This is a genomic window from Halobellus captivus (assembly GCF_003697845.1).
Classification (GTDB): domain Archaea; phylum Halobacteriota; class Halobacteria; order Halobacteriales; family Haloferacaceae; genus Halorubrum; species Halorubrum glutamatedens.
Map to the genome: position 1 here is coordinate 236,599 of NZ_RDQE01000003.1, position 21,470 is coordinate 258,068.

Annotated in this window: 12 protein-coding genes; 5 read left to right on the forward strand and 7 right to left on the reverse strand. The window is 67.0% G+C overall.

All coding sequences use genetic code 11. The features are described from left to right. The first annotated feature begins 145 nt into the window (after window positions 1-145). Window positions 146-1,333, forward strand: coding sequence for an arginase family protein (locus EAO78_RS04990; protein ID WP_203227829.1), 1,188 nt, complete (start codon window positions 146-148; stop codon window positions 1,331-1,333). Window positions 1,334-1,412: 79 nt separating this feature from the next. Here the strand turns inward: EAO78_RS04990 and EAO78_RS04995 are convergent, their stop codons facing one another. Both EAO78_RS04995 and EAO78_RS05000 read right to left on the reverse strand, forming a co-directional pair. Further along, a complete protein-coding gene (locus EAO78_RS04995) occupies window positions 1,413-2,294 on the reverse strand; it encodes a serine hydrolase (RefSeq protein ID WP_122104752.1) in 882 nt (293 codons plus the stop codon). Between the two features lie 95 nt (window positions 2,295-2,389). Next, window positions 2,390-2,947 (reverse strand): metallophosphoesterase, encoded by a 558-nt coding sequence (locus EAO78_RS05000; RefSeq protein WP_122104753.1) that lies wholly within the window; start codon window positions 2,945-2,947, stop codon window positions 2,390-2,392. Window positions 2,948-3,412: 465 nt separating this feature from the next. Here EAO78_RS05000 and EAO78_RS05005 point away from each other — a divergent pair, with 465 nt between their 5' ends. The 3 genes from EAO78_RS05005 (at window position 3,413) to EAO78_RS05015 (ending at window position 15,962) form a co-directional block, all read left to right on the forward strand. Next, window positions 3,413-11,218 carry a malectin domain-containing carbohydrate-binding protein gene (locus EAO78_RS05005; protein WP_122104754.1) on the forward strand — a complete coding sequence of 2,602 codons (7,806 nt, stop codon included), beginning with the start codon at window positions 3,413-3,415 and terminating at the stop codon, window positions 11,216-11,218. 333 nt (window positions 11,219-11,551) lie between these two features. Next, a complete protein-coding gene (locus tag EAO78_RS05010; RefSeq protein ID WP_122104755.1) occupies window positions 11,552-13,582 on the forward strand; it encodes a PKD domain-containing protein in 2,031 nt (676 codons plus the stop codon). Between the two features lies 1 nt (window position 13,583). Next, a complete protein-coding gene (locus EAO78_RS05015) occupies window positions 13,584-15,962 on the forward strand; it encodes a hypothetical protein (protein ID WP_122104756.1) in 2,379 nt (792 codons plus the stop codon). 235 nt (window positions 15,963-16,197) lie between these two features. On the opposite strand, the gene gcvPB is transcribed toward EAO78_RS05015, so the two are convergent. The 3 genes from gcvPB to gcvH form a co-directional block, all read right to left on the reverse strand. Further along, window positions 16,198-17,628: an aminomethyl-transferring glycine dehydrogenase subunit GcvPB gene (gene gcvPB / locus EAO78_RS05020; protein WP_122104757.1), complete on the reverse strand. Its 1,431-nt coding sequence runs from the start codon at window positions 17,626-17,628 to the stop codon at window positions 16,198-16,200. A 1-nt stretch (window position 17,629) separates the two neighbouring features. Next, entirely contained in the window at window positions 17,630-18,949 is a 1,320-nt protein-coding gene (gene gcvPA, locus EAO78_RS05025) for an aminomethyl-transferring glycine dehydrogenase subunit GcvPA (protein ID WP_122104758.1), read from the reverse strand. 130 nt (window positions 18,950-19,079) lie between these two features. Next, window positions 19,080-19,463 carry a glycine cleavage system protein GcvH gene (gene gcvH / locus EAO78_RS05030; RefSeq protein WP_122104759.1) on the reverse strand — a complete coding sequence of 128 codons (384 nt, stop codon included), beginning with the start codon at window positions 19,461-19,463 and terminating at the stop codon, window positions 19,080-19,082. Window positions 19,464-19,752: 289 nt separating this feature from the next. On the opposite strand from gcvH, the gene tmk reads away from it, so the two are divergent. Then, window positions 19,753-20,352 (forward strand): dTMP kinase, encoded by a 600-nt coding sequence (gene tmk / locus EAO78_RS05035; protein WP_122104760.1) that lies wholly within the window; start codon window positions 19,753-19,755, stop codon window positions 20,350-20,352. 29 nt (window positions 20,353-20,381) lie between these two features. Here the strand turns inward: tmk and EAO78_RS05040 are convergent, their stop codons facing one another. Continuing rightward, window positions 20,382-20,702, reverse strand: coding sequence for a hypothetical protein (locus tag EAO78_RS05040; protein WP_122104761.1), 321 nt, complete (start codon window positions 20,700-20,702; stop codon window positions 20,382-20,384). Between the two features lie 95 nt (window positions 20,703-20,797). Then, window positions 20,798-21,367, reverse strand: coding sequence for a DUF5813 family protein (locus EAO78_RS05045; protein WP_122104762.1), 570 nt, complete (start codon window positions 21,365-21,367; stop codon window positions 20,798-20,800). Between the last annotated feature and the right edge of the window lie 103 nt (window positions 21,368-21,470).

Genomic DNA, 21,470 nt, shown 5'->3' on the forward strand with positions numbered 1-21,470 from the left:
TTCACACCTCCCACGAAAGCGAGGGCGTGCGATACACGACACACGCGTCCTCCGAACGGAGGACCGCCGAAGTGAGAACGAACCGAACGGCGTCGAACCCGACCGAGGCGAACGGAATCGGCCGGAGTGTTCGAGGAGCGAACCGATGAGCGGCGAACCGGTGACCGACGGCGGGAGCGACGGGAGGGGTGACGCGGACCTCGCCGTCTACTGGCACGACCGCATGCTGGATCACGAACAACCGGCGGGAGCGTTCAAACACCCGTCGACGCCGATCGTGGCTAACGACGAGACGCACCCGGATCGCCGCGAGCGCGTCGAGAACATCGTGGCGACGGTGGAACACGGCTTCCCCGAGGAGGGTCGGTTCGTCGAGCCCGAACGGGCGAGCAGGGAAACGATCGAGCGCGTTCACGACCCCGAGTACGTCGACTGGCTCGAGGCGTTCTGTGCCGACGGCGGCGGCCGGATCGGCCGGACGACGACCGGCGCGAACGAGGCGACGTACGACGCGGCGCGGGTCGCCGCCGGGGCCGCGGTCGCCGCCGCGGACCACGCGCTGTCGGAGCGGTCGGGCGTCCCGTACGCGCTCTGTCGCCCGAGCGGCCATCACGCCCAGCCGACCCAGGCGGACGGGTTCTGCTTCCTCAACAACGCGGCCATCGCGGCCGAAACCGCGCTCGCGGTCGACGGCGTCGACCGGGTCGCGATCGTCGACTGGGACGTCCACCACGGCAACGGGACCCAGGAGACGTTCTACGACCGCGACGACGTTCTCTTCGTGAGCGCCCACCACGACCACGGCTCGTGGTCCGAGTACCACCCGCAGGAGGGGTCACTCGAGGAGGACGGCACGGGTGACGGGAGCGGATACACGGTGAACGTCCCGCTCCCGCCCGGAACCGGCGACCGCGGATACGAACGCCTGTTCGATGCGATCGTCGAGCCGGTCGTCCGAGGATACGACCCGGACCTGGTCCTCGTGAGCGCGGGACAGGACGCGGGCACGGTCGACCCCAACGGCCGAAACCTCGTCACCCGCGGCGGGTTCCGGACGCTGGGCTCCCGAGTCCGTGCGCTCGCCGCCGACGTCGCCGACGGTCGCCTGGCGCTGATCCAGGAGGGCGGCTATCAGCCGTCACACCTCTCGTTCGCCACCCTCGGCGTCTTCGAGGGCGTCCTCGACCGCCTCGTCGACCTGGAGGGATACGGCCACGACGACCCGATGGGGTGGCTCGACGAACCGACGGAACTCGTCGACGAGTGGCTCGACGAGGCGATCGACTACCACCGCACACACTGGCCGGTCCTGACGGAACCCGCCGTCGAGTAACGTCGTCAGGAGTCACCGTCCTTCCGGTGCTCCAGCCCTTTCGGTGCCTCCACCCTTTCAACGCCTCTCGCGACGACGACTACGCCCCGCCGTGTTCCGTCTGCGGTGACGTGATCCGTTCGAACGCGGCCTCACCGACCGCCGCGACCGCGTCGCTCGCGTCGCCGCCGTTCCCGGCGCGCGTCGCGAACGCCGAGAACACCAGCGGCGACGGGTCGACGTCGGCCGGACGGAGAACGCCGACGTCGATCGCCGCGGTCGGCAGGCCGCCGGTCTTGTGTGCGATCGGCGTCCGATACGGGAGGAACCGGGCGAAGAGCGATCGGTCCTTCTGTTCGTCGAGCGGCACGCGGAGTCGGGCGTACGCCGCCGGCGAGAGCGTCGCCTCGTGAACCAGGTCGGCGAAGAACCGGGCGCAGTCGGTCGGCGTGGTGACGTTCGCCGGTCCGTTATCCGGGAGCTCCCCGAGCGGCTCGAACTCGTTGTCCCCGAGCGTCGCCATCATCTTCCGGCGGAGCCGAGTGTTCGTCATTCCGAGCCGAGTCGCCGCCGATTCGATCCGCTCCGCGCCGAGGGCGTCGATCAGTTCGTTGGTCGCCGCGTTGTCGCTGATCGCGATCATCGCCCGCGCGAGGTCCTCCAGCGACGGGGTCGGGCGGTCGAGCAGGTGGAAGAGCCCGCTGCCGCCCACGCGGTTCTCCGGGGCGATCGGTCGGGTCTCCGCGAGTCGCTCGAGCCGCCCGTCGTACTCCTCGTAGAGGGCGTAGAGGATCGGGAGCTTGATCACGCTCGCACTGACGAACTCCTCGTCCGCGTTCCGTCGGTGGAGGACGCCGAACGCGTCCGCCCCTCGCGGCACGCCGAGAAACACGCCGAGACGACCGTCGAACCGGTCGGCGATCGAATCGATCGCTCCGGCGAGGTCGGCATCGGTCTCGACGGGCGGCCCTTCGTGTCCCATCCGTGTCGAACTCCCTCCCGGCCGAGCGGTATAACCCCTCGAGAAGGGGCCGCACGGTGCCGGCTCCCGGCCGCGGATCGGCTGCCCCACCCGAGTCAGCGGTCCAGCCGGTGATGCGTCACTGCCGCGGCCCCCGATCCCGTCGTGTCGAGCGTCGCCACGTGGAAGGCGTCGTCCGCGCCCTCGACCGGGATCGGGAGGCCGCCGGGATTCACCCGCACGGTACCGTTTCGCTCCTCGATCCCGCTCGCGTGGGTGTGGCCGTGAAGGACGTAGTCGTGGTCGCCACAGCCGACGAGCGCGTCGACGACGACCTCGCTCGTCCCGTGCGTGACTGCGACGTCGACGGCGTCGGCGTCGTTCCCGCCCGTGGAACCGTTCTCGACGCCGCCGTCGGCTCCGAACGAGAGGACGCCCGCCTCCCCGAGGTACGTCCCGAACGAGTTCACCGTGGACTCCACGGCCCACTCGCCGTCGTTGTTCCCGCGGACCGCGTAGAAGTCGAACCCGGCGTCGAAGGGCGTCACGGAGAAGGGGGCGACGAAGTCGCCACAGTGGACGACCGCGTCGACCTCCCGCGATTCGAACAGGTCCACCGCCGCCTCGACGGCGGCGAGATCGTCGTGGGTATCGGAGACGATGCCGACGAGCATGGGTCATCGGGAAGGACGAGACGAGCGAACATAAAACGGGAGGCGACCGAGCGTGTCCATCCCACAGATACCGACACCCTCGTTGCCTTTCTCGGTGCATTAGCGACGAGCTACGAATGGAGGTGACGATGCCAACGGGTCACCCACGACACGATTATTGATAGTTCGACACTAATTCCGGATCGTGTTAGCGGTGGTGAACGTCTCACGGGTCTCACGGCCGATAGAACCGGCTCAGTAGACTCTTCGTGACGACGATCGACGACCGTCTACTGTATGGTAGGACACAGTTACTGAAACAGGAACGGCCCATCAACGTCTAATGGCGTGTTAATTCAGATCACCACATCACATGTATTTATTATATTTTTCGAAACATGTTACGTGGGGAGAAAAACCCGGGAAAAAGACAAATAACTCAGATTACACGTATATAACTAATCGAGACACTGGACACCATCCGGCATGGTGAGTCCAAATCATCGAAGGGTCGTGATCACTCGCTCACGGACGCTGGCCGTACTGTTTTCCGTACTGATGGTGACCTCGATGGCCGCGTCCGGAGCGGGGCTCGGCGTCGGGACGGCACAGGCACAGCAGACTGGGGACGTAACGTATCGCGTGAACGCGGGCGGGGATACGATACCCGCCACGACCGGCCCGGACTGGTCCGGCGACTACGGTCAGTACGTCTCCGGATCGACTTCGACGTACTCGACGGATGATTCGGTTTCCCTCGATAGCTCGGTCCCGAGCGGAACACCGGCGGAGGTGTTCGAGTCCGAGCTATACGGCGACCAGCAGTGGACCTTCTCCGAGGACGTACAGAGCGGTCAACAGTACGAGGTCCGACTGTACTTCGCCGAGATCTACCAGACCGCGGACAACGAACGGCTCTTCGACGCCACCGTCGAGGGTGATCAGGTACTCGACGCCTACGACATCCACGCCGAAGTCGGCCACGACGTCGGCGAGACGAAGTCGTACACCGTCACGCCTGACGACGGCGATATCGAGGTCGATCTCACGACCGTGGAGGACAACGCGAAGATCTCGGCCATCGAGATCGTCGAGTCCGAGCCCGAACCGGACACGCTCGGTGGTCCGTCGTCCGTCGACTTCGGCAGCGTCGTCGTCGACGGTTCCGACTCGGAGACCGTCACGCTGACCAACCTCGGTGACGACGGAGACCCGGACATAACCGTCGACGACCTCTCGATCGCCGGCTCCGACGCGGACGAGTTCTCCGTCGGGTCGGCGTCGCAGACGACGCTCGCCCCCGGCGAGTCGGCCGACGTCCCCGTGACGTTCTCGCCGTCCGACACGGACGCGAAGAGCGCGACGCTCGAAGTGAGCCACTCCGGATCGAACAGCCCGCTGACGGTCGACCTCTCGGGGGAGGGTACGAGTTCGATCCAACCCGGCTTCTCGAAGAGCAAGCTCCAGGGCTTTAGCGCCGGCAGCCCGACGGCGATCGATTTCGGACCGGACGGGCGCGCATACGTCTCCACGCAGGGGGGCACCGTCTACGCCCTCGACGTCGAGCGAACCGACGAGGACAGCTACGAAGTCGTCAACGAGGTCCAGATCGACGCGATCAAGGACATCCCGAACCACGACGACTTCGGGAACATCGACACCGGCGAGGGTGACAGACAGATAACCGGTCTCACGGTGGGTGGCACTGCCGACCAGCCCGTGGTCTACGTCGGTTCCAGCGACCCCGAGATCGACGTCGGACAGGACGACGACGACACGGACACCAACTCGGGGGCGATCTCGCGGCTGACGGTCGACCCGGGGAGCGACGGACCGCTCGAGGCGAGCGACGTCGAACACGACGTGCTGGTACTCGGCCTCCCGCGCTCAGAGGAGAACCACGCGACGAACGGGCTCGACCTCTCGGCCGACGGCGACACGATGTACGTCGCACAGGGCGGCCACACCAACAAGGGCGCGCCGGGCGACAACTTCGGACACACGCCCGAGTACGCGCTCTCGGCCGCGGTTCTGGAGATCGATCTCGCGCAGATCGAGAACGACCATCAGCCGAAAGACCTCCAGGACTACGACGGCGACTACCCGAGCCTGGACTTCTACTACGGCATCCCGACGATCCAGAACGACGATGACACCGACGGCGACGACCTGCCGTTCGGCGGGAACGACGGGATCAACCAGGCGAAGCTGATCGAGAACGGGCCGGTACAGATCTACTCGCCCGGCTACCGGAACCCCTACGACCTGGTCCTCGCGGAGAGCGGCCAGCTCTACGTCAGCGACCACGGTCCGAACGGCGGCTGGGGCGGCCAGCCGGCGGACGCGAACGGGGATATCGTAGCCGACGCGGAGTCAGTGACGAACCATCCGAACGAGGACGGAAGCTTCTCGACGAACGACCAGCTCATCGCTGCTGACGAGGGCGAGTACGGCGGGCATGCAGCACCGATCCGTGCGAACCCCACGCAGGCGGACATCTACGATGCGGACGGGAACGTGAAATTCGACGTCAACGAATCGAACTCCCCGGTTCCGTCGAGCATGGTGAACCCTGTCGAGGCCGACTACATTCCGCCCACGAGCGGATCGCCCGACCCGGGCGCGCCAGCAGGTAGTGCGAACACGATGGAGTACGAGGACGGGGACAAGGTCCTCTTCGGCCCGACGGGCGGAACGGCCGAGTACACCGCCTCGAATTTCGGCGGCGCGATGGAAGGCGACATCCTCCAGGTGGAACTCGGCGGTGACGTCGAGCGCGTCGAACTGAGCGCTGACGGCCAGACGGCCACGAGCAGCGAGACCATCTTCAACACCGGCGGTCCGCTCGGAATCGCCACGCAGGACGACGACGAGGCGTTCGCCGGCACCGTCTGGACCGCCAACCACGGCGGCAGCGACGTCACCGTCTTCGAGCCGGACGACTACGACGGAACCGATAACGGCGACCAGTGTACCGGTGCCGACGACTCGAGCCTCGACGAGGACGGCGACGGCTACGACAACGCCGACGAGATCGACGCGGGCACGGACCCGTGTTCGTCGAGTTCGACGCCCGTCGACTTCGACGACGACGAGTCGAACCTGAACGATCCCGACGACGACAACGACGGCCTCAACGACACCGAGGACCCATTCGCGGTCGATCCCGACAACGGCGTCGACACGACCGCCCCGGTCGAGTACGACCTCTCCGAACTGAGCCTGTTCGGCGAGAACGGCCAGGGCTGGACGGGCGTGATGACGAACGGGCAAGACGACTACCAGGACCTCTACGATCCGACGAATATGACGGTCGGCGGCGCGGCCGAGGTCCTGACGGTCGAGGAGGTCCCGCCGGGTGACGCCTACTCGGACACGAACGACCAGCAGTACGGCTTCCAGTTCGGCGTCGACACGCCGGACGAGCCGTTCGTGGTCGAGACGACGGTCGCCTCCTTCCCGGAGAACCCGGAGGACTTCCAGTCCGCCGGGCTCCAGATCGGGACCGGTGACCAGTCGAACTACGTCAAGCTCGTCGCCGCGGCCAACGGCGGCGACGGCGGCGTGGAGTTCGCGAAGGAGGTCGACGACTCGTTCGACGGACAGATGACCGACGAAAGCGCGGTCGTGGGCGGAACCACGACGCTTCGGATGACGGTCGATCCGACCACCGACCCCGCACCGGACAACGGCGTCGACGAGGTCAACGTCACCGCTGAGTACGAAATCGACGGCACGACCACCGAGGTCGGAAGCGTCGCGATGCCGGCGAGCTGGCTCGACACTGCCGACGGCGTCGCGCCCGCCGTGGGCGTCATCTCGACGTCCAACGGTGCGGACAGTTCGTTCGCGGCGACGTGGACCGACGTCTCGGTCGACTACGTCACGCCGCCCGAAAACCAGCCGCCGACGGCGGACGCGGGTGACGACCGGACGGTCGACGAGGGCGACTCGGTCACGCTCGACGCGTCCGGATCCGACGACCCGGACGGCGACCAGCTCGGCTACACGTGGACCCAGACGGCGGGTCCGGACGCCGGGCTGAGTCAGAGCGACGGTGAGACGACGACGTTCACCGCGCCCGAGGTCGACGCCGACGAGACGCTCACCTTCGAGGTAAGCGTCTCCGATGGCGAAGACAGCGACACCGACACGGTGAACGTCACGGTACAGGACACTGACGTCGCGGCCGGCGAGGTCGTCCACCGCGTCAACGCCGGCGGGTCCGAACTCGGCGCGATCGACGACGGTCCCGACTGGTCGTCCGACACGGACGGCGAGCCGTCGGAGTTCACCAACGTCGACGAGAGCGGGAGCAACACGTACGACACGGTCGACACGATAACGCTCGACGACTCGGTCCCGTCGAGCACGCCCGCGTCCGCGTTCCAAACCGAGCGTTGGGACCCGAACGCCACGATCGGCACCGACGCCGACGCGCCCGAGATGGAGTGGAACCTCCCGGCGCAGTCGGGACAGACCTACGAGGTCCGGCTGTACTTCGCGGAGATCTTCTTGGAGGAGGGTAACAACCTCGAGAGCCAAGGACCGCGCGAGTTCGACGTGGTCCTCGAGGGACAGACCGTCCTCGACGACTACAACATCCACGACCAGTACGGTCACGACGTCGGCGCGATGGAGTCGTTCGAGGTGACGCCCTCGGACGACGACATCAACGTGACGTTCCTCCACGAGGCGGAGAACCCGAAGATATCGGCGATCGAGGTCGTCTCCGTCGAGGAGGACGACGAACCCGACGAGATGACCGTCGCGGAGGCGGTCGCGAGCTCCGGGGACGGCGACGACTCGACGATCAGCCTACAGGAGATCCAGACCGCCATCGATTGGTGGTCGACCGGTACGGAAGTCCCGAACACCGGCGGGGAGACGATCTCCCTACAGGAGATCCAACAACTAATCGACACGTGGTCGACAGGTGAGACCGTCGGCGACGGCAACGAAGGGCCGACGGCGTCGTTCACCTACAGCCCCGACTCACCCGGGGCGGGCCAGCAGGTGAGCTTCGACGCCTCCGGCTCCAGTGACGACGGGACGATCGGGTCCTACGAGTGGGACTTCGACGGCGACGGCGAGACCGACGCCACCGGCGAGCAGGTGACCAACACCTTCGACGCCGCGGGCGACTACGACGTTGAACTCACCGTTACCGACGACGACGGTGCGACCGATAGCGCGACCGAAACCGTCTCGGTCGACGAATCCACGGCTGACCCCGGATCCGCGTCGGTGAGCGTCACGCCCGATAGCGGCACCGAGGCGTCCACTTACGGCGGCGGCTCGTTCACGGTCGAGAACACCGGCGACCAGGAGATATCGTCGGTCACCTTCGACCTGTCATCGGGCGCGATGCCGGATATGGTGTGGGATCCGGACGGTACCGCCGGCGACCAGGCGGCGAAGGGCCTCGTCATCGATTCGGAGTCCGGTGACGGCGTCGGCGTCGTCAGCACCGCGGACGACGACGTGTTCAGCCAGCCACACAACGGCGTGAACGGATCCGACGGCTACGACGTGTTGACCGTCGAATTCACCGACTTCGGACCCGGCGAGTCGGTGTCGTTCTCGGCGGACAACGACCCGACGAGCATCAAGGACGCGAGCATCTCCTCTCAGGAGGCCGGTCCGGTCTCCGGACTGGAGCTGGCCCGCTCGACGGTGAGCGCCGAGTACGCAGACGGGAGCGTCCAGGAGACCCAGCTGTTCGGTGACGGCAGCGCCGGCGGCGCACAGGCGACGCTCGACGACTCGGTCGCGTCGGCACCGAGTATCGGTGTACAGGCCGTCGACCTCGACGACGGTGCGCTCCGCGACCATCACAGCGCGGCCACCGTGAGCGAGGCCGACCAGACCGTGATCGTCACGGGTGAGCCCGACGAGACGGTCACGCTGCTACACTTCGAAGCCGAGCTCGAACTCGACGACGTCCCCGAGTACGACGGGACGCCCGGCTACGACATCGAGGCCTACGAGGCCAACAAGATCGAGAACGTCGATTACCAGACGGTCACGCTCGACTCGAACGGCGAGGCCGAGGTGCCCGTCACGTTGCTCAACACGACCGACGTCGGCGGCTACAACCACCTCGTGGCGACCCACGGCGAGCCCGGGTCCGACACCGGCCTCGACTCGAACGTGGTCGTCCTGAAGTACGAGGAGAGCGCCGATGACGGTGGTGACGACGGCGGCGCTACCAGCTTCGCCGTGAACGCCGGGGGATCCGAGTACACCGCTGTGGACGGCACGGAGTTCCAGGCGGACACCGACTTCGACGGCGGCACTTCGTTCACCACCGGAGGGGCCGGAACCCCCTCGGCTCCCGAGATCTCGAACACGGACGACGACGAGCTGTACTACACCGAGCGGTACGGCAACTTCAGCTACGACACCCCTCTCGAAGACGGTGACTACGAGGTCACCCTACACTTCGCCGAACTCTACCAAGGCGTGGCGAACGACGGTGGCGAAGGCGACCGTCTGTTCGACGTCTCGATCGAGGGTCAACAGGTCCTGGACAGCTACGATATCTACGCCGAGGCCGGTGGCCCGCACGCGGCGACCCAGGAGACGTTCACCGCCGAAGTCACCGACGGTGAGTTGAACGCCGAGTTCACTACCGTCGAGAACAACGCGAAGGTGTCGGCCATCGAGGTCGAGCCGATCGACGACGGCGGCGACGACAACGCCGCGCCGACGCTCGATACCATCGACGACCAGACTGTCACCGAGGGCGACTCGACGACGGTCCAAGTCAATGCCACAGATGCCGACGACGACCCGTTGGCGCTGTCGGCCGACGGCCCGGACTTCGTCGGGCTAACCGACAACGGCGACGGCACGGGAACGCTCGATGCCGCCCCGCAAGACGGCGACGCGGGCACGTACACGGTGAACGTGACGGCCGACGACAGTACCGACCAGACCACCGAGAGCTTCCAGCTCATGGTCGAGTCGTCGTCGACCGGCGACGAGCCCGTCTACGCGGTGAACGCCGGCGGCACTGAGTACACCGCTGCGGACGGCACGACTTACGTCGCCGACACGGAATTCGGCGGCGCATTCAGCGGATCCGAGGGAACAACCGACATCAGCCAGGACATCGGGAACACGCAGGACGACTCGCTGTACCAGTCCGAGCGGTACGGTGACCCGCTCTCGTACAGTATGCCGGTCGAAGACGGCACATACGAGGTAACGCTGCAGTTCGCGGAGATCTACCACGGCGTCGATGGCGGAAACGCCGGTGGTGGAGAAGGCGACCGCGTGTTCAACGTCTCCGTCGAGGGCGAGCAGGTCCTCTCCAACTACGACATCTACGCGGACGTCGGTGCGTTGAACGCGACCGAGAAGACGTTCACCGTCGAGGTCACAGACGGCGAACTGGACATCGACCTGGACGCGTCAGAGGACTTCGGCAAGATCAGCGCGTTCACCGTCTCGGAAGCTGACAGCTCCGACGACGGCGGTGACGACAACGCCGCGCCGACGGTCGATACCATCGACGGCCAGACGGTCACCGAGGGCGACTCGACGACGGTTCAGGTCACTGCCTCGGATGCCGACGGTGACTCGTTGACGCTGTCGGCCGACGGCCCGGACTTCGTCGGTCTGACCGACAACGGCGACGGCACGGGAACGCTCGATGTCGCCCCACAGGACGGCGGCGCGGGCACGTACACGGTGAACGTGACGGCCGACGACGGCACCGACCAGACCACCGAGAGCTTCGAGGTGACCGTTGAGGAGGCCGAACCCCAGACGCTCCACCGAGTGAACGCGGGCGAGGGAACGACGGTCAACGCGACGGACGACGGTCCCGACTGGACCGGCGTCGAGGACACGAGTTCGCCGTACCTCGCGTCGGTCGCTGCCGCTGACAACAACTACTGCGCCGGCGATGAGATCTCGCCCGACGGCACGGTTCCCTCGTCGACGCCCGACGGCGTATGGGACTGCGAGCGCTACGGGAACATGACCTGGGAGTTCTCGGTGAACTCCGGCGAGGAAGTCGACGTCCGACTCCATCTCGGAAACTCGTACCCCGGTGCGGACGGGCAAGGTGATCGACAATTCAACGCCTCCGTCGAGGGCCAGCAGGTCCTGACGCAGTACGACCCCGTGGCCGACGTCGGTCACGCGACAGGAACGATGAAGAACTTCACCGTTACCGACGACGGCGACGGCGCGATCACGGTCGAGTTCGAGCAGGGCGCCGCCGAGAACCCGGAAGTCCGGGCCATCGAGATCGTCGAGACGGAGGAAAACACGGAGTAGCGACGCTCCACCACCCAGACCGATGACTGGAATATCCGCACGCGCCGTCGCTGTCCGCCCGTGGTCGACCAGCGAGGTCGACCCCGAGAGCGACGGTCGCGTGCGGACGCGGACCGATGACGGCAGGCGAACGCTCCGGCGTGTCGCCACACGGCACGGACCGGCGCCATTCGGAGGTAACGACCACAAGAGCCGAACCGCGCCGGACGAGCCGTCTCGAGGCCCGAGGCATCCCCTTTCATCGGTCGAGATCAGGCGTGACGCCTTCGACCAGCGAACAGAGCGGTGAACGACCCCACGACGAAACCGAATTCAACGACACCCAAATACCCAATGAACGACACAGTACACGGATACCTCGGACGGACGATCGCGGCGCTCGTCGCGCTCGCGCTGTTCCTCTCGATCTTCGGATCGGTAGGGATGGTGGCGGCGGTAGACGGCATAACCGTCGATCAGCAGGCGGACAGCACGGTCGTCGAGCCGGGTGACACGATCGCGTTCACCACGAACGTCACGGTCGATGGCGAGCAAATAGACGCGAGCAGTATCGGCCTCCAAACGAACGTCGAACAGGGAGAGCTTCCCGGATGGGAGGTAACGGACCGGCAGAACGGCGAGTTCTTCGGGGCCGGTCCCGACGGATGGCTGTGGTTTAACGTCAACGGACCGTCCGGATCCGACACCGTCCAGTACACGGTCGCGGTTCCGGACGATGCCGAACCCGACGACTACGACGTCTCCCTGACGGCGTCCGGCGAGGGCGACGCTGGAAGCACGACCGACACGACCACCATCACGGTCGAGGCTCCGAACCAGAACGAGGACCCCACGGCGTCCTTCACTGCGAACCCGTCCTCACCCGAAGCGGGTGAGGAAGTGTCGTTCGACGCCTCGGCGTCCAGCGATTCTAACGGGTCCATCGAGAGCTACGAGTGGGACTTCGACGACGGCGCGACCGCCACCGGCGAGCAGGTGACCAACACCTTCGATTCGGCCGGTGAGTACGACGTGGAACTAACGGTCACCGACGACGACGGCGCCACGGACAACACGACCCAGACCGTTTCCGTGGTCGAAGCGCCGCCGACGAATCAGGACCCGACCGCCGATGCCGGTGCTGACCAGACGGTCGACGAAGGCGACTCGGTGACGCTGGACGCCTCTGATTCCAGCGATCCGGACGGCGATAGCCTCTCGTACGCCTGGACCCAGACCGGTGGTACTTCGGTATCACTGAGCGACGCCGACACGGCAACGTCGACGTTCACCGCCCCGGACGTCGACGCCGACGAGACGCTTTCCTTCGAGGTAGAAGTCGACGACGGTAACGGCGGCATCGGCACCGACACGGTGAGCGTCACCGTTCAAGACGTCCCGGATCCGGACCCTGACCCTGCGAACTTCCAGGTGTCGAACCTGAACGCACCCGACAACGCGACCAAGGGTGACGCACTCGACGTCTCGGCGGACGTCACCAACGACGGTGACGTGGAAGCGACCCAGACGGTCGAATTCAGACTGGACACCGACGGCGACGGCACGCTCGACGCCGACGAGGAACTCACCGCACAGGAGGTGACGCTCGACGCCGACGAGACGCAGACGGTCACGTTCGAGGACATCGACACGAGCACCCTCCTCGCTGGCGAGTACGCCCACGGCGTCTTCACCGAGAACGACTCCGCGACGGCGACCATCACCATCGAGGAATCGGATACCGCGGGTCCGGGAACGTCGGTGAGCCTCTCGCCCGACAGCTCGGAGCTCGTGATCGGCGAGAACGAGTCGTACGACGTGGTCGTCGACAGCGCCGACGGCGGCGTCGGTGCCTACGAGGTGACGGTCGCTCTCGACGATCCCAACATGGCGTCGATCACCGACGCCACCCTCGAGGCGGACTCCGATTTCACAGACGTGAGCTACGCGGATGACGACTCCTCGGTAACGCTCACCGCGGCGCTGATGGATACGACCGACACGGGTAGCGTCTCGATCGCCTCGGTCACCGTCGAAGGTGTGGCCGAGGGATCGAGCAACGTGACGGTCGACGTACAGGCGCTCGGCACCGAAGCCGGCGAGAGCTACACCGTCACCGACGAGAACGGTGCCTCCGTCTCCGTCATCGAACTCCCACCCGTCGGATCGTACGACGAGCCGCCGCAGGACCCCGACGACGACGGTCTCTACGAGGACATCAACGGCGACGGCACGTTCGACATCAACGACGTACAGGCGCTGTTCGTCAACCGGAACGACGCGACGATCCAGGACAACCCAATGAAATTCGACTTCAACGGCGACGACACGTTCGACATCATCGACGTACAGGCGCTGTTCAACCAACTGTTGACGGAGAGCTAATATGAGTGTTCGTCAACTCCCAACGACTCTGAACGCGGAAAACGCGATCGTGCTCGCGGTGGCAGTCCTCGTCACGACCGTCGGCCTCGGCGGGGCTGCGATGGGTATCGGACCGGCTGTAGGACAAACACAGGACGGACTCTCGGAAGACGGACTCGAAACCGCGGTGAGCCTCGAACCGGGGAGCGCCGCGGTCGATGAGGGCGGGACGACGACCTACGAGGTCGTCGTCGCGGACGCCGACGGCGGCGTCGGCGCGTACGACTTCACCGTTGACGTCGAGGACTCCAGCGTCGCCTCGATAACGGACGTGACTGCGGAGGGGGACCCGAGCGATCAGACTACGGACGTCTCCATCGCCGCCGACGGCTCCTCGGCCAGTGTCCTCGCCGCGTTGGCGGACACGAACGACACTGGCAGCGTGACCATCGCGACGGTGACCGTCAGCGGTGACGCCGAGGGGACAAGCGACATCGGACTGAGCGTCGAGGCGCTCGGCACCGAAGGCGGTGAGAGCTACACCGTCACGGAGACCACCGGGGCGTCAATCACCGTCGAAGCGGCGGACGACGATGACGACGACGACGACAGTCCTACACCGGAGCCCGCTCCGGCGGATTTCCAGGTATCGAACCTGAACGCGCCCGACAACGCGACGCAAGGCGACGCGATCGACGTGTCGGCGGACGTCACCAACGACGGCGACGAGGAGGCGACCCAGTCGGTCGGATTCAGGCTGGACGCCGACGGCGACGGTACCCTCGGCGACGACGAGGAACTCACCGCACAGGAGGTGACGCTCGACGGCGACGAGATGCAGACCGTCACGTTCGAGGACATCAACACGAGCGGCCTCGAACCCGGCGAGTACGCCCACGGCGTCTTCACCGAGAACGACTCCGCGACGGCGACCATCACCATCGAAGCGGCGGATGATGACGAGCCGGAACCGGCTCCAGCACCCGAAACCGCGGTGGGAATCGAGCCCGGAAGCGCCACCGTCGATGAAGGTGAGACGACGACCTACGAGGTAGTCGTCGCGAACGCCGACGGCGGCGTCGGTGCCTACAACCTCACCGTTGACGTCGAGGATTCGAGTATCGCCTCCATAACGGAGGCAACTCCGCAGGGAGAGCCCTCGAACCAGACCACCGAGGTCTTCGTCGCCGACGACGGCTCCTCGGCGGAAGTCGTCGCCGCGCTGGCGAACACGAACGACACCGGGAACGTTACGGTCGCGACGATGACCGTCGAAGGTGACGACGACGGGACCAGCGACATCGGGCTGAGCGTCGACGCGCTCGGAACCGAAGCGGGCAATTCCTACAACGTCACGGAGACGACCGGAGCGTCCATCACCGTCGAGGAAGACGACGACGATGACGACGACAGTCCCGATCCGGCGGACTTCCAGGTATCGAACCTGAACGCGCCCGACAACGCGACGCAGGGCGACGCGATCGACGTGTCGGCGGACGTCACCAACGACGGCGACGAGGAGGCGACCCAGTCGGTCGAGTTCAGACTTGACGCCGACGGCGACGGCACGCTCGACGCCGACGAGGAACTCACCGCACAGGAGGTGACGCTCGACGGCGACGAGATGCAGACCGTCACGTTCGAGGACATCAACACGAGCGGCCTCGACGCCGGAGAGTACGCTCACGGCGTCTTCACCGACGACGACTCGGCGACGGCGACCATCACCATCGAGGCGGAGGACGAAGCCGACGACGGTGAGGACGATGGCGATGACGCCGACGACGGTGAGGACGATGGCGATGACGCCGACGACTCCGACGACGGCGACGACGGCGACGATGGCGATGGCGACGACGCCGACGACGGTGATGACAGCGCGGACGAGGAGTTCAGTCGCGACGAGATCGCCCAGGCGAAGTACGACACCGCCTTCGCGGACCTCAGCTCCGAGACGGCGGCGGCGGTCCAGGCGATCTACAACCGGCAGCCGTTCCCCGGCGGGACGGATCCGGCCGACATCAGAACCCGTGACGAGATCACCGACGATCGGTACGGATACGACTTCGACGAGGTGAGTCGTGAAACGAGGATCGAGATCCAGAACGACTACGACGCACAGTTCGGTGAGCTCCCGTCCGATCCGACTCACACGCTCGACGAGATCGCCCAGGCGAAGTACGACACCGCCTTCGCGAACCTCAGCGTCGAGACGGCGGCGGAGGTCCAAGCGATCTACAACCGGCAGCCGTTCCTCGATGGGACGGAGCCGGTCGACATCAGGACCCGCGACGAGATCACTGACGACCGGTACGGATACGACTTCGAGGAGATCAGTCGCGAAACGAGGATCGAGATCCAGAACGACTACGACGCACAGTTCGGTGATACCGAAGGCTGACGGAACGGGACCACGCTCGAAGGTTCCGATCGACACACAATTAGCGTCGATCGGTTCCCCACCGCCCGTTCGTTATCTGAACACTACCGGTCGGTACAGCCCGGAGTCCATCTTCATGACTCCTCCAGCGGATTCCGACCGCCGGATCGAGTGGTAGACGACAAAGCCTAATATCCCAACCGCGGTCGGGATCTCTCCACCTTCAGGCGGAGAGGCCGTCAATGTTGTCTCGTTTTCAGTCCTCCTCGAGCGCCTGCCAGGAGAGCCGCGGGTTTCGGGCGGCCCCGACCTGGTCGATCCGCGCCGCGGCGGTCCGGTTCGGGGCGGTCTCGAGCGCCTCGTCGACGTCGGCGTACGCGAGGTCGAACGCCTCCGCGAGGTCGTCGAGCGAGGACTGCCCCTCGATCTCCGTCGGCTCGGTCAGCATCGCCTCCGGCACCATCTCGGGCCACTTCGTCGTCGGCGGGTGGACGCCGAAGTCCAGCATGCGTTTCGCGACGTCGGCGGCGTCGCGCTCGCCCGCGGTCGCCGCGAACTCGTGGTGGAACGGGCCGTAGGGAACCTCCAGGTCGATCCGTTCCGCGAGGTAGTTCGCGTTGAGCACGGCCTTGGCCGCCGCGTCCGCGAGCCCCTCGTCGCCCAGCCGGGCGATGTAGGCGTACGTCTTGATCAACACGAGCCAGTTGCCCTCGAAGCCGTGGACCTTCCCGATCGACTCGGCGGGCTCGAACCGCTCGTATCCCTTCTCGCCGTTCGTCCCGCGGACGCGCGGGCTCGGGAGGAACTCCGCGAGTTCCTCGGTGACCCCGACCGGTCCCGCGCCGGGACCGCCGCCGCCGTGAGGCGTCGCGAACGTCTTGTGGACGTTGTAGTGCATCACGTCGAACCCCATGTCGCCCGGACGACCGCGGCCGAGCAGGGCGTTCAGGTTCGCCCCGTCGTAGTAGAGCAGCCCGCCCGCGTCGTGAACGACCTCCGCGATCTCCGTGATGTCGCGCTCGAAGAGCCCGACCGTGTTCGGGTTCGTGAGCATGAGCGCGGCGGTGTCGTCGCCGACAGCCGCCTCGAGCGCCTCCAGATCGACGCGGCCGTCCTCCCCCGAGGGGAGTTCGACCACGTCGTAGCCGGCGGTCGCGGCCGTCGCGAAGTTGGTGCCGTGTGCGGACGCCGGGATCACCACCTCCGAGCGGTCGTTGCCGTGGTGTTCGTGGTACGCCTTCGCGATCAGGATCCCCGTGAGCTCGCCGGCCGCGCCCGCGGGCGGCTGGAGCGTGACGGCGTCCATGCCGCCGACGTCCGCGAGGAACTCCTGGAGCCGGTACTGGAGCTCGAGGTTCCCCTGGACCGCCCGGTCCGGGCGGTCCGGGTGGACGGCCGCGTTCGGGTCCGCGGCGACGTCCTCGGTGAACTTGGGGTTGTACTTCATCGTACAGCTCCCGAGCGGGTACGGCCCCGAGTCGATCGCCCAGTTCATCTGTGAGAGCCGGGTGTAGTGGCGGGCGATCTCGGGCTCGGAGGGGGCGGGCAACGTGAGCTCCTCCCGCGTCAGATCGTCCGGCAGCGGCGACTCCTCCCGCACGTCGACCGTCTCCTCTCCCTTCTCGGAGAGCAGCGGCTCGTGGACCGACTCATCCTCGCGCGTGTAGTCGGCCTGGTCGTGGATCACGTCAGATCACCTCCCCGAACGCCGCGACGAGGTCGTCCGCCCGTCCGGCGTTGTGGTCGGTCACGCACACCTGAAGCAGGTGCTCGCCGACGACGTGGACGAGGAATCCCGTCTCCTCGAGGTCGTCGGCGACGGCGGCCGCCGGCTGGTCGGTCCGCACCGTGAACTCACGGAAGTGGTGGCGGTCGTGGACCGGCGCGGCCGCGCCCGAGAGGTCGTCGATCCGGTCGGCGAGCGCCGCGGCGTCCCGCACGCAGTCGTTCGCGAGATCGACGAGCCCGTCAGGACCGAGCCACGCGGCGTGGATCGCCGCGCGCAGCGCGACCCACGCCTGGTTCGTACAGATGTTCGAGGTCGCCCGCTCCTTCCGGATGTGCTGTTCGCGGGTCTGGAGCGTGAGCGTGAACGCCCGGTCGCCCTCGGCGTCCTCGCTCGCGCCGACGAGCCGCCCGGGGACCTGCCGGAGGTGCTCCTCGCGACAGGCGAAGACCCCCAGTCCCATCCCGTAGGACGTCGGGAGCCCGAGCGCGCCGGCCTCGCCGACGACCACGTCGACCCCGGCGCTCGCGGGCTCCTCGAGCACCGACAGCGCGACCACGTCCGATCCGAGCGTGAACAGCGCGTCGTTGTCGTCGGCGACCTCGCCGATCGCGTCGAGGTTCTCCTCGATACACCCGCGGAGGGTGGGGTTTTCCGCGTACACCATGACGACGTCGTCGCCGACGCGGTCGGCGAGCGCGTCGACGTCGGCTATTCCGTCGTCCATCGAATACGCCTCGACCGTCAGGTCCGCGCCGGCACAGTAGTTCTCGAGGACCGCCCGCTTTCCTTCACGGAGGTGCCCGGGGACGAGGACGACGTCGCCGGTCGTCGAACGGACGCGGTCGGCGAGCGTCGCGGCCTCCGAGAGCGCCGTCGCGGCGTCGTACATCGAGCAGTTCGCGATCGGGAGCCCGGTCAGCTCCACGAGCATCGACTGGTACTCGAAGAGCGCCTGGAGGAAGCCCTGTGAGATCTCCGGCTGGTACTGCGTGTAGCTCGTGAGGAACTCGGCGCGGTCCGAGAGGTGGTCGACGACGCTCGGCACGTAGTGGCTGTAGTGGCCGCGCCCGAGGAACTCCGTCGCGTCGTCGTTGCGCGCGAACATCCGCGCACACTCGTCGCGGATCCCGCGTTCGGTCCGGGCGTCGATCCCGAACTCGCCGTCGAAGGCGACCGCCTCCGGGATGTCGAAGAGGCTCTCCTCGCTCTCGACGCCGATCGTCTCCAGCATCGCCGCCGTCTCGGCGTCGGTGTGGGGCGCGTACGGGCTCCCGCTCATCTGCTCCCCGCGTCCGCGTCGACCGCGGCGTGCGGTCCGGTTCGTCGGTTCGATTCGGGTGGGGTCTGGTGGCTCGTCATGTGGTGTCGGCTCGGTGTGTCGGGACCGCGCGTGTCGGAACGGTCCACGTTCAGGCGATCTGCGCGTCGTACTCGTCGGCGTCGAGCAGCTCGTCGTATCCGACGCCGTCGATCGGGGCGACCTCGATCATCCAGCCGTCGCCGTAGGGGTCCTCGTTGACGAGCTCCGGTCGGTCGAACAGGTCCTCGTTGACCGCGAGGACCTCCCCGGATACCGGGGCGTACACGTCCGAGACCGCCTTGATCGACTCGACCACGCCGAACGTCTCGCCGGCTTCGACCTCGTCCCCGGCGTCGGGCAGTTCGACGAAGACCACGTCGCCGAGTTCGTCCTGTGCGAAGTCGGAGATGCCGACCCGGACGGAGTCCTCGTCGACGGTGGTCCACTCGTGCGATTCCAGGTATCGTAACTCGTCGGGAACTTCGAAGCTCATTGTGGTGATCGATCGCGGCACGTGCCGACTTCGCCGCCTCGGGCCGCGCGTTAGGGCGCTCGGATCGAACGGCGGACCGGTCGGACGTGCTCCGCGATACGCGTGCGTGTCCCTACCGAGGACGGGGAAATAAAAGGTGTGTTCCCGGCGGTCGATCGGCCACGGCAACGAGCCGCTCCGAGCGGTCCCGGCGGGTCGGTTCCGAGCGGTCCCGGCCGGAGTTCTCTCGGCCGGGACCTCCCGCGAGCGATCCCGACGGTTTATTCTCCCGGCGGGCCGGAGCGCGACCATGCTGATCACGCTGGAGGGGCTGGACGGGAGCGGGAAGACGACCGTGTGGGAGGCGTTACAGGACGTCCACCCGGACGCCGTCTTCACCCGCGAGCCGACCGACAGCTGGTACGGCGACGCGGTGTACCGCTCGATGGGCGACGCGGACGCAGACCCGCTCGCCGAACTCTTCTTATACACCGCCGACCACGCCGACCACCTCTCGCGGACGGTCCGGCCCGCGCTCGCCGAGGGGAACCTCGTCGTCTCGGACCGGTACTCCGACTCCCGGTTCGCCTACCAGGGCGCGACGCTCGCCGAGAGCGATCTCGATATCGCCCGACCGATGGAGTACGTCCGGGGGATCCACGCCGCCTTCTCACGATCGCCGGACGCGACTATCTACCTCGATCTGGACGCGTCGACCGCCGCCGAGCGGTCGGGCCGCACGGACAAGTTCGAGCGGGACGGCTACCTCGCCGCGGTCCGGGAGAACTACGAGCGGTTGATCGATGCCGAGCCGGGACGGTTCGTTCGCGTCGACGCCAAGCGGGCCCCCGAGGACGTGATCGCCCGCGTCGAGGACGTCGTCGCGTCCCTCCTCGCGGACGCGGAGTAGCGGGCATTCGCTTGCGTCTTCCGGAGACCTCATCGCGTGTCGGGGAGTTCGTACTCCTCCGGCGGCGGCACGTAGAGGTAGTCGATCGCCACGCCGAGCACGATCGGGAGCCCGACGAGCGCCGCGACGACGATCGTCGGACTCACGAGGTCCACGCCCGTACCGACGCCGATACCGGTGAAGAACAGCGTCGAGACGAAGAGCAACATCGGCGTCAGGACGATCGTGTACAGTACCCAGCCCCACGAAGTGGCCAGCCGGAGCCTGAAGAACCGGGTCGTCACGCCGGCGACCAGCGTGTGGAAGGCGACGAGCGCGACCAGGCTCGCGAACCCGAGGAACGCGATCATACCCGCACTACGGTCCCCCCGCTTTTGCCCCTATCGACGCATGTCGGTCGAGAGGTGGCGTCGCGGGGTCGCGCCGATCGGTCCGGATCCACGACTCAGAACCCCTCGGAGCCGCCGCCCTGCCGTCTGGCCGACGAGATGAGTCCCTCGACGGGCTCGGTGTACTCGTAGCCGGGGATCACGCCTTGGACGTAGGTCCCCTCGACGAAGTCGATCAGCGCGCCCGCGTCGTCGACGCCGCGCCGCTCGTTTACGTCCGTCAGCTCGAAGTTCACGACGATCGTCCCGCCGTCGCGCTCCACCCGCGGGTCGAACTCGCGGTTCCCGCGAGTCACCCCGCCGACGTCGACGACGCGGCGTTCGAACGTCTCGTACCAGCCCGTCTCGACCACGTCGGCCACCTCGTCGACGGTCACCGCCGACAGCGTCGGGACGCGGACGGTGACGAGGAAACGGATCCGACCGTCCTCAGGAGACGGTTCGGCCGACACTTCGGCGTCGAAGGCGGTCGTCTCCGACGTCCAGGCCTCGTCGCCGGCGGGCTCGAACGAGCCGTGGTCGCGGAAGGCCCGGCGGACGCGACTCGGGAGTCCGTCGGTGGCGGCGTCCGGCTCGACGGCGGCGTCGCGATCCCCGCCGTCGCCCTCGCGTTCGCTCTCGCACATACCACGAACGAGGGGCCGCATCGTACAAAAGGCCCGTGTCCTCGGGAGCGACGACTGCCGGCCGTCATCGATGGGGGCACGTCGGGCCGGTACTGGTGTGCCT

Coding starts and splice junctions, on each gene's coding strand:
- gcvPA (WP_122104758.1), bottom strand. CDS start 18,949: ATGAGCGGGAGCCCGTACGCGCCCCACACCGACGCCGAGACGGCGGCG.
- EAO78_RS05000 (WP_122104753.1), bottom strand. CDS start 2,947: ATGCTCGTCGGCATCGTCTCCGATACCCACGACGATCTCGCCGCCGTC.
- gcvH (WP_122104759.1), bottom strand. CDS start 19,463: ATGAGCTTCGAAGTTCCCGACGAGTTACGATACCTGGAATCGCACGAG.
- EAO78_RS05040 (WP_122104761.1), bottom strand. CDS start 20,702: ATGATCGCGTTCCTCGGGTTCGCGAGCCTGGTCGCGCTCGTCGCCTTC.
- EAO78_RS05005 (WP_122104754.1), top strand. CDS start 3,413: ATGGTGAGTCCAAATCATCGAAGGGTCGTGATCACTCGCTCACGGACG.
- tmk (WP_122104760.1), top strand. CDS start 19,753: ATGCTGATCACGCTGGAGGGGCTGGACGGGAGCGGGAAGACGACCGTG.
- EAO78_RS05015 (WP_122104756.1), top strand. CDS start 13,584: ATGAGTGTTCGTCAACTCCCAACGACTCTGAACGCGGAAAACGCGATC.
- EAO78_RS04995 (WP_122104752.1), bottom strand. CDS start 2,294: ATGGGACACGAAGGGCCGCCCGTCGAGACCGATGCCGACCTCGCCGGA.
- EAO78_RS05010 (WP_122104755.1), top strand. CDS start 11,552: ATGAACGACACAGTACACGGATACCTCGGACGGACGATCGCGGCGCTC.
- EAO78_RS04990 (WP_203227829.1), top strand. CDS start 146: ATGAGCGGCGAACCGGTGACCGACGGCGGGAGCGACGGGAGGGGTGAC.
- EAO78_RS05045 (WP_122104762.1), bottom strand. CDS start 21,367: ATGTGCGAGAGCGAACGCGAGGGCGACGGCGGGGATCGCGACGCCGCC.